The organism is Clostridium sp. UBA2485 (genome assembly GCF_002341865.1).
Classification (GTDB): domain Bacteria; phylum Bacillota; class Clostridia; order Clostridiales; family Clostridiaceae; genus Clostridium_J.
This window is the reverse complement of the sequence record NZ_DDOV01000063.1, coordinates 1-12,320: the sequence shown is the minus strand read 5'-3', so window position 1 is coordinate 12,320 and position 12,320 is coordinate 1. Positions and strand designations below refer to the sequence as shown.

The 12,320-nt window shown below is 28.9% G+C and carries 13 protein-coding genes and 1 pseudogene; 1 reads left to right on the top strand and 13 read right to left on the bottom strand.

All coding sequences use genetic code 11. From position 1 onward, the window contains the following. The 8 genes and pseudogenes from B3603_RS13620 to B3603_RS13585 form a co-directional block, all read right to left on the bottom strand. Positions 1–205 (bottom strand): annotated as a pseudogene (locus B3603_RS13620) (GNAT family N-acetyltransferase); the annotation flags it as partial. Positions 206–252: 47 nt separating this feature from the next. Continuing rightward, complete coding sequence (locus B3603_RS13615) at positions 253–714, bottom strand: MarR family winged helix-turn-helix transcriptional regulator (RefSeq protein ID WP_291565815.1); 462 nt, start codon at positions 712–714, stop codon at positions 253–255. A gap of 346 nt (positions 715–1,060) precedes the next feature. Further along, positions 1,061–1,306, bottom strand: coding sequence for a hypothetical protein (locus B3603_RS13610; RefSeq protein ID WP_291565813.1), 246 nt, complete (start codon positions 1,304–1,306; stop codon positions 1,061–1,063). Between the two features lie 309 nt (positions 1,307–1,615). Next, complete coding sequence (locus B3603_RS13605) at positions 1,616–2,101, bottom strand: hypothetical protein (protein WP_291565811.1); 486 nt, start codon at positions 2,099–2,101, stop codon at positions 1,616–1,618. Positions 2,102–2,341: 240 nt separating this feature from the next. Next, positions 2,342–2,812: a GNAT family N-acetyltransferase gene (locus B3603_RS13600; protein WP_291565808.1), complete on the bottom strand. Its 471-nt coding sequence runs from the start codon at positions 2,810–2,812 to the stop codon at positions 2,342–2,344. 280 nt (positions 2,813–3,092) lie between these two features. After that, complete coding sequence (locus B3603_RS13595; RefSeq protein ID WP_291565806.1) at positions 3,093–3,329, bottom strand: hypothetical protein; 237 nt, start codon at positions 3,327–3,329, stop codon at positions 3,093–3,095. Positions 3,330–4,080: 751 nt separating this feature from the next. Beyond that, entirely contained in the window at positions 4,081–4,710 is a 630-nt protein-coding gene (locus B3603_RS13590) for a DUF1847 domain-containing protein (protein ID WP_291565804.1), read from the bottom strand. Positions 4,711–5,208: 498 nt separating this feature from the next. Further along, positions 5,209–5,652 (bottom strand): GNAT family N-acetyltransferase, encoded by a 444-nt coding sequence (locus tag B3603_RS13585; protein ID WP_291565802.1) that lies wholly within the window; start codon positions 5,650–5,652, stop codon positions 5,209–5,211. Positions 5,653–6,034: 382 nt separating this feature from the next. On the opposite strand from B3603_RS13585, the gene B3603_RS13580 reads away from it, so the two are divergent. Further along, positions 6,035–6,583 (top strand): hypothetical protein, encoded by a 549-nt coding sequence (locus B3603_RS13580; protein ID WP_291565800.1) that lies wholly within the window; start codon positions 6,035–6,037, stop codon positions 6,581–6,583. Positions 6,584–6,684: 101 nt separating this feature from the next. Here the strand turns inward: B3603_RS13580 and B3603_RS13575 are convergent, their stop codons facing one another. From B3603_RS13575 to pduB, 5 genes are all read right to left on the bottom strand, one after another. Further along, a complete protein-coding gene (locus B3603_RS13575) occupies positions 6,685–6,813 on the bottom strand; it encodes a hypothetical protein (RefSeq protein ID WP_291565798.1) in 129 nt (42 codons plus the stop codon). Between the two features lie 471 nt (positions 6,814–7,284). Further along, complete coding sequence (locus B3603_RS13570; RefSeq protein WP_291565797.1) at positions 7,285–8,571, bottom strand: S8 family serine peptidase; 1,287 nt, start codon at positions 8,569–8,571, stop codon at positions 7,285–7,287. 220 nt (positions 8,572–8,791) lie between these two features. Then, the gene (locus B3603_RS13565; protein WP_291565795.1) at positions 8,792–9,640 is read right to left on the bottom strand and encodes a PhzF family phenazine biosynthesis protein; all 849 of its coding nucleotides are present in this window, start codon (positions 9,638–9,640) and stop codon (positions 8,792–8,794) included. Positions 9,641–9,899: 259 nt separating this feature from the next. Next, positions 9,900–10,643 (bottom strand): MBL fold metallo-hydrolase, encoded by a 744-nt coding sequence (locus tag B3603_RS13560; RefSeq protein ID WP_291565793.1) that lies wholly within the window; start codon positions 10,641–10,643, stop codon positions 9,900–9,902. 469 nt (positions 10,644–11,112) lie between these two features. Further along, the gene (gene pduB, locus B3603_RS13555; RefSeq protein WP_291565818.1) at positions 11,113–11,811 is read right to left on the bottom strand and encodes a propanediol utilization microcompartment protein PduB; all 699 of its coding nucleotides are present in this window, start codon (positions 11,809–11,811) and stop codon (positions 11,113–11,115) included. Positions 11,812–12,320 lie beyond the last annotated feature (509 nt).

Genomic DNA, 12,320 nt, shown 5'->3' with positions numbered 1-12,320 from the left:
TTAAAGATACTGTTCCAACTATCTCTTCTCCACATTTTGCAAAAAAAATATATCCTCCATTATCTAGTATTACTTCTTTAGGATTATTTAGAATTCTTTCATCTTCTGGCTCTACTGAAACATATTTTTCAAGCCATTCATAAGATAGCCTTTTCAAATCATTACAATATTCATCTTTGAATAAAATAATCTCTACTTTGTCCACATTTCATCCCTCCTTGCAGCTTTCTCCATACTAATTCAATAACGCTATTATTTATTTAAATATTTTCTCGTTCCACCTTTTTTTATAACTTCCCAATCACTTTGAATATTTTCTCTCATTCTAACAAGAAGTTTTGACAAAATGCCTTTTTCTTCTTCAGAAAACCCTTGAAGTGATATAAAATCTGAGTAAGCTTCTTCTTCTTTTAAAAATTTATAAGTCGTCCTGCCTTTTTCAGTTGGATAAATCCTTAATATCCTTTTATTTACATTATCTTTTCTCATTTCAACAAATCCTGATTTTTCAAGTTTATTAATAGCACGTGCGGTAGTTGTCCTGTCTACCTTTAGCATTTCCGATACCTTATTTGAAATAATACCTGGATTCTCACATATTCTTACAAGATATAAGTATTGACCTTTAGCAAGTTCGAATTCCTTAAATTCAACATTGCTAATTGTTTCAAAGCATCTTGCAATCATACCGATTTCCCTAAGTATCTGCCCCATTAAATCACCTACCTTAATTTATTTCACCAATAAAAATTGTTGTATTTACAATATTGTAGCATTAGATTGTTGCAAATACAACATTGTCATTCCTTTATTAGTCAAACTAACTAGGTATTCAATGCTAGTAGATGTAGTAACAGCATCTTTGTTATTAAGGACAAATAAATGAAATAAAAACAATAAAAAAACACATAAGGCATTAATTTCAATTTTCAAATACCATATGTAATTAGTTAGCTCGAATCACGACATAAAAAATACCGTAAAATTCATTCGAATAATACGGTATTTTTATAAATTGTTCATTTTTTCATTTGTGACGCTAAATAAGAAAGTTGCGAAATTAATTATTGATTGCTCTTTTTCTTATAATTAGATTTACTATAGTTGCAATTATTAAAGCAACGATTATTTTAAATCCCGAGGCATGAATAAAGTTGTAATAAAAATAGTATATTATTCCATTAAACTCTGGCATTTCTACTGGTGGGGCAAGTTTTATCCTAAACCATGGTGTCATCCCAATCAAAACATATACTATAAACATTGTAATCAAGAAAACATACTTATTAATTTTCAATCTCCCCATACCCCTTTCTATGAAACATGCACAATATTTTACCATTAACTCTTAACTAATAATAAAAATGTAGTACGTTCTCGATTTTATTGCATTAATTCTCCATACTTATAGAAGAATTTTTATTTCTCAATACCGTATTATTCAGTTTTCAAAGAACATTGTTCATATTTCACTTTTCAATATTTGTATCGCTTAATAAGCAAATTACAGCATAAAAAATACCGCAAATTCATTTTTGAACAATACGGCATTTAGAAAAATTATTCAGTTTTATATTTTGGTTGTTAAGTAAGAAGATTATTCTTATAATTTTTATTACAAGTTGGAGGTTGATTTTAATTTAATTGGTATAAATGTTTCCATTTGTGCCCATCCTTGTGCTTTTATAATCTCTGATGGTGTAATAATATGCCCCATAGCATAATGATTTTGACGGACATCCAGTTCGAAAATCTCAGAATTCTTAATATATTCCAAGGCTTGATTATATAACTTACTATTTGTTTCTTCATCTCCATCTTTATAGACATAAGTTATATAGTACCCGCCTTCAAAATCAACGACTTCGTTGCCACCATTATCCATATCCTCGCTCAATGCCCACCACCATACCATACCTTGTTTTTCTTCATCAAAGAACAAAAAATCTCTAGGCATAAAACTATCTCTTTTGGATGGATTAATTGCAGAAAAATACTTATCAAACTTTCCTAAAATACCATTAAAGGAAAAGTCGAATTCTTTATCTACCCCAGATGAGGCTGCTTTAAACGGTGGCAATGATATTATCCTAAAATCCATAAAAATACCTCCTGTTATTTTTTTAGTCACTGATTTAAACACGCTGACTTTGCCCATATTATAACATATTTTCAAATACCATACTATTCAATTTCCAAAGATCATAATTTATTAATTAGTTCGTCAAATATTTGGATTGTAACGTAAAAATACCGTAAAATTCAAACTAGAATAATACGGTGTTTTATAAACTATTTATTTTTTCAGTTATGACTTTAAATAAGAAAAATGCAAACTGAGTTATAACTCTATAAATCCAATTTTTTTATAAAGATTAATCGCTTGTACATTTTTAGGGTGTACATATAAAACTAATTCTTCATATCCTAACCTCAGTAATGCGTTTATACTTTTTTTTAAAAGGCTACTTGCCATACCTAAATTCATATATTTCTTTTTTGTAAATAATTCTGAAATTAATGGTTTACCTTCATATAAACTGATAAGAATTACAGACGCAACCTCTGCATTTTGCCTAATTTGAAATGAAGCATCGGAAATAAATATGCCAAAAGTACTTTCAACAATCTCACGAATTTCTTCGCCTAAATCCTCTAATGTTTCACCCTCAAAGTCTTCTGTATCTCTAAATGCATCTAACATAGAAGTTGCTAAATCATCTATATCATTAGTACTTATCCTATTAAGGCTATAGTGTTCTTGTGATTTTTGGGGTTCAAGTTTGTAAATCATGCCTATTCTCTTACTCATAAATATTATGCTCCTAAATATATTCTTAATTATGTCATAATAAATTAAAGTTGGATTTAAAAATATTCCAATTACACATATTATAGCATATTTCAAATATAGTATTATCCAATTTTCAAAGACCATATATAATTAACTATTTCACAATTAAATCAAATTGCGAAATAAAAATACCGCTTATTCTTTTTGAATAATACGGTATTATGAATAAAATATTTGATTATATAACGTGCTACATAAAATAAGAATGCTATGTCTGAACATTTGATTAAAGTTTATTTCAACCTGAAAATTCAGTAAGTAAGACTTTTAATTCTTCCTTACCATAAAATGACCCATCACTAATAAATTTTTCAATTTCAACAGTGCCATCTTCCATAAACTCTATTTCCCATCTTTGTCCTGGAACTGTAACTTCAATCATAATGCCCTCTGGCCTTATCTTATTTAAACGATAGTATATATTGTTTTCATCTAAAATATTAAGAAATTTATTTATATCATTTAAACTATTCATATCCAAATCACCCCTTTATAAAATCATAATATTATACAGTTACCATTTAATTAATATTTAAATTATACCATTACTTCTGCATGTTTCCATATATATAACATAATAATTTTAAAACACCGCATTATTCAATTTCCAAATAACATTGTCTGTATCTTCATTTTCAAGAGATACATCGCATTTTAATCAAATTGCGTCAGTATATAACTCATTAGTCTTTAATAAATGATATTATATTGGCTTTGCGGATAATATGGGATATTATCTTTCCAAACTTGAAAAACAATTTGTTTTATGCCACATTCTTTTATATATTTCATTGTTTATCATATTGTAAGAGCAAACACTATTCGCTAGTTTACATTTACATAGCTAATGTCATTGGATTGTAAAACATGTTTATATGGATGTAATTTGTCATAATAATATATTTATCAATCTTGACATTAAAATAATATTCTTAAACATCACCTATCTGTCCAATATTTGATGATGAGACCTGACTTAAATTTTTAGACGAACACTGTTAGCCCCTACATAAAATAATATTATGCTTTATAAAGTACTTATTAAAGTTAATATAAAATTATGAAATATTTGAATTGTGCCATAAAAATATCGCACATTCATGTTTGAATAATGCGGTGTCTTTATAGATTGTTCATTTTTCGATTGTTACCTCAAATGAGAATATTCCAAAGCTTTTATTATATTCATCTGTTTGAGTATCAAGTTTTGAAGTGAATACTACTTATCATTTTTGTGGAAATAATTTATTTTTATAGTACGCTTCTGCTTGATAAATTACAGCTAATGGATTATGACCTAAAACTCTATCCTTTACTGCAAAAACAGTTATAGGTGCATTGGAATACTTTATAAATAAACTATCATGCCCTACGCATAAACCTAAAATTATATTAAGTTCTGTTTTAGATTCATTTAAAAATATTGCTTGTCCTATAGGATTACACATTGGCTCGTAAGTATCTGGGCTTACTTTTTCACTATCTTTAATATTTAAAAATTCTTTAGGTATGCTTCCATTTTTACATACAACTGAATTAACCTCAAACCCATTATTTTTTAATATTGAACATAATATTTTTGCTTCTTTATTTAAACCTACACAGAAAGCTACTCCTAACTTTTTAAAATTGCACTTATTTGCAAAATCCATTATCTCTTCAAGTCTTGTGTTTTTACAGTATCCTTCTGCTTCAACTAATGCTGAGTTATATGCTAATTTATAATTTTCCTCTTCATTATATAATTTCTTTATTTTTTCTTGTTCTTCTTTTTCACTGCATGGACAATTACGGGGTAATTTTTCAAGTTCTCCTTTTTTACAATAATTTTCGCTACACATAGCACAAGTATACATATTTAACCCTCACATTAATATTTAAAATATGTCATCACAAATTACATTTTCAGTTAACTAATGATAACTATATCATATTTACATAATTTCATATAGTTACTTTTACTTATTAACACCGCATTATTCAACTTTCAAAGAACATTTTTCATATTTTCATTTTCAAAAGTTATGTCGCTTTATAATCAAATTGTGATGTAAAAAATATCGCAAATTCATCTCTGAATAGTGCGATATTCTAATATATTATTTATGTTTTTAACTTAATGATATGCAAACTAATAAGCTCATCAACAAACTGAAATTTATTTTTTATCTTTTTTGTTGATAGCAACTAAAGCGCATAAAAGAGCAGCGCCTATTGTAATCCAAATGGCAATATTCATTTGAAATTTCCCCTCTCAGATTCTAATTTGAAATCAATCATACATAATAAAAATACCGTAAAATTCAATTTCAGAATAATAGGGTATTTTTATAAATAATCCATTTATAACTTTTCTATTTTTGTTGCATATATAAGGTATTAGGATAAAATCCAAGCTTCTTATAAAAACATATCGTTGATTCATTCTCCTGAGACACAGTTACCCCAATTACTTTACACTTCATTTCCTTCATCCATTCTATATGTTTGGATGCAAGTTGCCTCCCGATTCCATTACCTCGATTACTCTCATCAACATGCAGTGATTGAAGCTCTCCCGTTCCATCCACTATGGTTGATATACAATATCCTATATATTCATCATTGATTTTAGCCACAGTTATTTTCATTGTATCTTTATTAAACATAGAAAAAGCCTTTATTCTTTCATCAAAGTTAATGGAGCGATATGATTCTTTAAAGTATTCTGAACTATTCTGATGATATAACCTATTCTTTTCCCAAAGGTTCTTGATGATATCAATGTCATTATAAGAAATATCTAAAATCTCACTCATAATTATTTACTCCTTAATATATTTATTACGTATAATTATACAATTGTGATTAAAACATGTCCATTTTATCCACATTATGTCATACTTTCAAATACCGTATTATTCAATTTTCAAAGAACATTCTTCATTAATTGGTTCATCTATATTTGTTATCTATACTTCGATGCATAAATATAGCCTAAATGGGTAACTCCAACATTGTTGATATATAAACAATGATAAGCTTTTGATAGAAAATTTTTATTCCAAAGTATGGAGTCAAGTGATAATATTATATAGTAAGGTTAATTCAAAATTATATTTTATTGTGATCCAGCAACTTAGGGCATCCCAGTAAAAAACTGCGAACTACAGATTATTTATATTTTAGGAGGTGATTATTTTGAATATATTTGTATATAGTCGCATTATTATTATTGGCAATAATGGAAGCGGGAAAAGTTTTCTGGCTAAAGAATTGTCTGCTATAACGGGGTTGCCAATTATTCATCTAGATGTTGAATTTTGGGGTCCTAATTGGGAGCAACCAACGAAAGAGAAATGGATAATGAAGCAAAACGAACTTATATCAAAGGAAAAATGGATTATTGATGGTAATCATACAGGAACAATGGAATTGCGATTTAAATCGGCAGATTTAATCATATTTCTAAATATAAATCGGTTAGTATGTTTGCTTGGTGTATTTAGAAGGTATGGAAAAAAGAGGTCAGATATGCCTCAACATCTTGAAGAAAGATTTGATTTGGAATTTTTTAAGTTCTTAAAAGGACTATGGACATTTAATAAAACAAGAAAACGTACTATAATGAAGTTGCACGAAAAATATTCACACAAATCATTTTTCGTTATTGATAGCAGAAGAAAAATGAAAAAGTTCTTAAATCAATGGAGAGATGAAAAAGCTAAACATATCAATCCTGCATTATAAGCATAATTAGAACTTATTTTACTTCACAATGTTTATTTAAAGTGAATTTGTTGATTTCTATACTGGATGTACACTTATCCATTTTTAACTACATAGGTAAACTATATAGTATCATATAGTTTATTTCTTAAAATCATTAGTTGTTCCTTCAAAGACTTATTCTCTTTCTCTAGTTGTTCTATTTTCTTATTTTTAGCTGCTATAACTATATCCTTACTTGATTCTGTCATTTCTTTTTTTGAAGGTTTACTGGAATTTTTATCTTGCTTACGTAATCCTTCAATACGTTCTCTAATTCCTGTATTTTGAAAATCTAACGACTGGTACCTCTATTTCTCCCTTATTATCTACAAGTACATATCTTTTCTTTCCATCATCTTTAATAGCTATTTCTACTTTCATAATATCATCCCTAATCTATCTTATCTTTATTTACTATTGATACTACATATCACGCATATAGTTATCTAGTATCCAATGATATTATGATGTGTAAAATTATAGCTTTATATATTATAAATACTACTATTTTAAAAGATATAGTTAGTATTTGAAATGTGACGTAAAAAACACCCCAAAATTCAAAATTGAATAATGCGGTGTTTATATAAATTGTTCGTTTTTTATTTGTTGCATTAAATACAAATAATGCGATACAAGGTTTCTATTCTAATTGAGAATTAATTAAGATTTTTTAATTCCTAAGAAGATACTTTTTCTATAAGCTTTTCTGGATTTACTATTTTACCTAAATTGTATTTTTTCCCTTCTTTCTCTATTTCCACTACATCACCTGTATATAATACTGCTTCTAAAAACTCATCTGGAGTTACATTAGGATTTACTTGGCAGCATAAAGTATATAAAGCTGCTATATAGGGAACAGACCAACTAAGTCCACCTTCTCTATAAAATACATAATCCGATTTTCCTGTAGGTGATGCCGTGCACCTGCTGTCCATTGGCACCATAAAGTTCTTTTCTATATTAAATCTTTCATTATGAAATTCTTCATCATTTTTTAAAAATGCATCTTTCCAAAATACTCCTGGTTCATAACTTTTAAAATTCTCTGGATTTTTCATACTTTCTCTTCCAAGTCCCCAGAAGCTAACTCCATAATATTTATCAAAGCTTGTAGAAACCACTAATATTCCTTCATCTTTAGCCCTTTTTACTGCTGAATCTACCTCATTAAATCCTTTCTGCCCTTCAGTCCATCCTATAGACATAGAAATGACCCTTATCTTTTTTTCTTTAGGTAGAGTCTTATTTATTTCTATAATTCTATCTATAGATTTTGCTAAATACTTAAAATCAAAGGGAAAACCAGTTACCATATTACTTAAAGTAAATTTTCCATGAGTTTCTGCAATGTAGTATAAATCTGCCTCTGGTGCAACACCTACAGTTTTTCCTACTGCAATAGAGCTAACAGCTGCCCCATGCATAGCACCATCCTCTTCACAATTATGGATTTCTTCATAAAATTTTAATCTATCTTTATATTCTTCATGGTCTACTAAAAGAGTTTGATCGATAATAGCCATGCTCACTCCTTTTCCTGTAATACCCCTTTCATGAAGTTTTCTTAAATTCAATCCTGGGTTTTTTCCATATTCCATAATAGTTTGTCTATCAAATTCTTTGGGAATATCAGAAGACCATTTTGTTTTACTATCAAAATCAGCATGCATTAAATCCTTTAAGTTATTTTTAACATTAAGTTCTGATAAATCATAGCTTCTTAAATCAACCTGCCACTGTTTTTTTGAGTTTTCATCATATTTAGGAAGTTCTTTAAGCTTTCCTCTTTTATAATCCACAGCATTAGGCACTCTAGCTATTCCACTATTTCCATTCACCTTAGAATTTACATATTTGCCTAGTGGAAAATTGAAAGCAAATATTAAAGATCCCCCTAAGATAATAACAAGTGTAAAAAATATTTTCTTTTTTACACTAAACTTTTTGATTTTATTTAGCATAATTATTCCCCCTTATCACCTTCATTTTAGTACTAATAACCATATGAAGAAATCGAAAGAGGTTAAATTTATCTTACATTTACCTTACGTCTATACCTTATACTTACCATAGTGCCAACTCCAACTTTTGATTCAATAATTACGTCGCATTTTATTTGGATTGCGCAATAAAAAATCGCAAATTCAATCTCTTGAATAATGCGATTTTTTACGTTTATTATTATAGTAAAATAGTTCCCTTTGCCAAAATAGCTACCTCTCCAGACACTAATATTTCTTTTTCAGAAATGCTCATAGAAACCTTAATTTTACTAGGTCTGCCGACAAATCTTCCTTGATTTATTATAATCTCATGACCTACATTAAAAATATTATGCTTATATAAATATGCACCTAATGGTCCAGCTGCACTTCCTGTTGCAACATCCTCAACGTTTCCTTGATTATCCCAGGTCCGTCCTTCTATATAATTCACATCAAATATATAAGCAAATTTAGCACCTACTTCTTTTAACATTTCTTCAAATTTAGAACTAATTATTTTTGCATTCTCTATTCCTGAAGCTAATGGTACTAATAAGTATGGTAATCCTGTTGATACAACTTCCATAGGAAATTCTTCGCTTAAATTCTCTTCTGACAAGTTCAATGCGTGTACATATTTATTTCTCTTCTCTTTTGAAACTTCACAGAGGAATTCCGCTTTTCCTTGATTCATTTGTACTTCATAATACTCCTCTATCTTTTTCGAATTAACTATAATTGTTTTTTGATTTAATTGAAATGTAATTGCTATATCTTCTTCATTTTTAAAAATATGACTATGAATAGTAGCAGCTGCTCCCAAAATAGGATGCCCCGCAAAATCCAATTCTTCCTCTACTGTAAAAATTCTTGCATTAAATATACTATCATCTATTCTTCTCACAAAGATTGTTTCAAATTGCTTAAACTCTTGTGTTAATTTCAACATAAGATTATCTTCTAATTCCTCATTACAAAAAACAACAGTTAATCCATTGCCAGATAAAATTTCATTGCTAAAAACATCAACATGAAAATATTCCATTTTAATTCCTCCTTATATAAAAAATATAATTAACATTTATTTTACCTAAAATTATAACATATAGTGTAAATACCGCATTATTTAATTTTCAAAGAACATCTTTATCATTTACTACGCAATATAATCAAATTACGTAATATATTTGTAGTGCGAAACAAAGATACCGCATATTCACGTTGAATAATACGGTATTATGAATAAATTATTTGATTGTATATTGGTTTCATTATTTAAGAATAAGATGTACTGTAAATAGTATTTATTTTGTAATCCCTAAAGGGTATAAATTCATTTTACGGGCATAAGGTAAATTTTTTTCTAACTCGTGATATACAAATGGTGATCCGTGTCCAGGATAAACCTTTTGGGGTCTTGTACCGATGATTACTTCCCAAGATCGGGCAAATTCGATTTTATCTTCTGCCCAGATTGTTACTTTGTGAATACTCGGCAGACCATTCATAGCAGCATCACCACAAAATAAGACGCCATTATCAAGCAGGAGTGAAATGGAATCAGTAGTATGCCCTGGTGTGTTGATGATTTTTCCGCATAGCTCTCCTTCAACTTCTTTAAGGTTATCCTCAGATACACAAAAACATCTTTTTTCAAACTCCTGGTTTAGCGGTGGAAAACGGTGTTCTCCTTTTCCTAAAAACTCCATGATCTTACAGAAAAAAAGAGCTATACGGCTAGTACAGCCGCCAATAAAAGAGTTTTGTCCTTTATATAGAATTTCTAAGGCTTTTTTACTCATCACTACCTTTGTATCAGGCAGTTCCGTTAAAAGCTGATTCAAAAAACCTGCATGGTCGTCATGTGCATGTGTTAGAAATACGTATCGAATGCTTTCCAATTCTATATTTAATCTGGACAATCGTCTTTTGAAGTGCAGAAACCCGTTTTCGTATCCTGTATCAATCAAAACATAACCATCTTGAATAGGGTATAGCCAACTATTCACAATACGGCTTCCAGCATTAAGCATTTTGTCACCTACCATCTTCTATAAATTTCATTCACCTTTTCTGCCTATTATGAATTAATTATAACATATTTTGTAAATACTGTATTATTCAATTTTCAAAGAACTATTTTATTTTACAATATTTGTATTGCGACTTAACCTAAAGCTATCTCTGGCATTTCTTCAAGTGTAAATATACAGTATCCAATACTTTCTAATTTTTCTTTTTCACATTCTGCCCTATAAATATTTTCAAATAGTTTAGGATATGGACTGTATTTTATATTATTTTCTTCACATAATTGCTAGAATAAATTTTCAGCACCTTTTATAACCGTTACTTTCCAAATATTATTTTCAAATTATCACCCCTGCACAATATATTTGTATTACGACATAAAAGCACCGTAAAATTCAGATTTGAATAATACGGTGCTCAAGTAAATTATTCGTTTTTTATAGTTAGATTATTTAATAAGAAAAAAACAGATTAATAAATCATCTGCTAAATATATGGTTTAGTAGCAGATTGAGCCTCTTGCCCCATTGCTTTCAATAAAGACAAACCAATTTCTCTTGCAGCTATTACTGATTGTCTAACAGCATCTGAATCTCCAGTAAATGTTATAATTACTTCGTTTGTGTGTGCTGTTCCTGCATCTGGACTTGCATATGTTACCATCTCAATATTTGCAGTTTTCATTGCTGTATCTGCCATTACTAAACCAATACCAGCTGGAGCACCAGCAATTATCCCAAAAGCTTTTCCAAGTGGAGCACCAGATGCTTTTTTTGATGCCAAGCTTGCACTTGCAGTATATGAAAGCTCCAAGTGTCCTGAATCACATGCATAAACATCTCCAAAAGTTCTATCTAATTCTTTAAGAGCAACTTCTACTGCTCTTCTTACATCTGTTACGTCTTCTGCTGCCAGAATGATTAAGCAACCATGTCCTGCTCCACCCTTTGTATCCCTTGGCATTTCAATCTTTACTACTTCTGTATTAGTAGCTTTTACAGCCTCATCTGCTGCCATAATATGTGGTCCTGCACCTGTTCTTGCACTAATTATTCCTATAGACCGATATTTTTTATCTAATCCCATTTTTTCATGAAGAAAAGAGTCAACATTAGCTATGACTAAGCCAATGGTATCTCCAATTCCTGTTCCTACAAATTCTGTTATTGATGATGGTGTATTCATTGTTAGTACCTCTCTTTTCTGCCACATTATTATTTTCACTTACTTGAACAACTTCCTTACTAAGTGTTTTTTCTACTACTGCTTACATAATTTTGTTCAAAATATATAGTTTGGTAATCATTACCTCTTGGATATATTTTATTTAAATTACTATTTTGACTTTACTAAAGGTAATTATATCATAATTTTTATTAGTAAAGATAATTACCTTTCCAAATAAATGTGAAGTAATTCTACTTTTTCACACCATATTATTTAATTCTCAAAGAACATTGTTCGTACTCTCAAATTCGATAGTTATGATTCGCATAAAAATCAAAATGTAACGTAAAAACACCCAAAATTCATATTTGAATAGTGGGATGTTTACATAAATTATTCATTTTTTAGTTGTTACATTAAATAAAAAGAATAGGACATAAGGTTTCTATTCTAATTGAGAATTAATTAAGATTTTTTAATTCCTAAGAAGATACTTTTTCTATAAGCTTTTCTGGATTTACTATTTT

What these genes read in the sequence shown, in the direction of transcription:
- B3603_RS13615 (WP_291565815.1), bottom strand. Translation starts at nt 714, where the DNA reads ATGGGGCAGATACTTAGGGAAATCGGTATGATTGCAAGATGCTTTGAA.
- B3603_RS13610 (WP_291565813.1), bottom strand. Translation starts at nt 1,306, where the DNA reads ATGGGGAGATTGAAAATTAATAAGTATGTTTTCTTGATTACAATGTTT.
- B3603_RS13605 (WP_291565811.1), bottom strand. Translation starts at nt 2,101, where the DNA reads ATGGATTTTAGGATAATATCATTGCCACCGTTTAAAGCAGCCTCATCT.
- B3603_RS13600 (WP_291565808.1), bottom strand. Translation starts at nt 2,812, where the DNA reads ATGAGTAAGAGAATAGGCATGATTTACAAACTTGAACCCCAAAAATCA.
- B3603_RS13595 (WP_291565806.1), bottom strand. Translation starts at nt 3,329, where the DNA reads ATGAATAGTTTAAATGATATAAATAAATTTCTTAATATTTTAGATGAA.
- B3603_RS13590 (WP_291565804.1), bottom strand. Translation starts at nt 4,710, where the DNA reads ATGTATACTTGTGCTATGTGTAGCGAAAATTATTGTAAAAAAGGAGAA.
- B3603_RS13585 (WP_291565802.1), bottom strand. Translation starts at nt 5,652, where the DNA reads ATGAGTGAGATTTTAGATATTTCTTATAATGACATTGATATCATCAAG.
- B3603_RS13575 (WP_291565798.1), bottom strand. Translation starts at nt 6,813, where the DNA reads ATGACAGAATCAAGTAAGGATATAGTTATAGCAGCTAAAAATAAGAAA.
- B3603_RS13570 (WP_291565797.1), bottom strand. Translation starts at nt 8,571, where the DNA reads ATGCTAAATAAAATCAAAAAGTTTAGTGTAAAAAAGAAAATATTTTTT.
- B3603_RS13565 (WP_291565795.1), bottom strand. Translation starts at nt 9,640, where the DNA reads ATGGAATATTTTCATGTTGATGTTTTTAGCAATGAAATTTTATCTGGC.
- B3603_RS13560 (WP_291565793.1), bottom strand. Translation starts at nt 10,643, where the DNA reads ATGGTAGGTGACAAAATGCTTAATGCTGGAAGCCGTATTGTGAATAGT.
- pduB (WP_291565818.1), bottom strand. Translation starts at nt 11,811, where the DNA reads ATGAATACACCATCATCAATAACAGAATTTGTAGGAACAGGAATTGGA.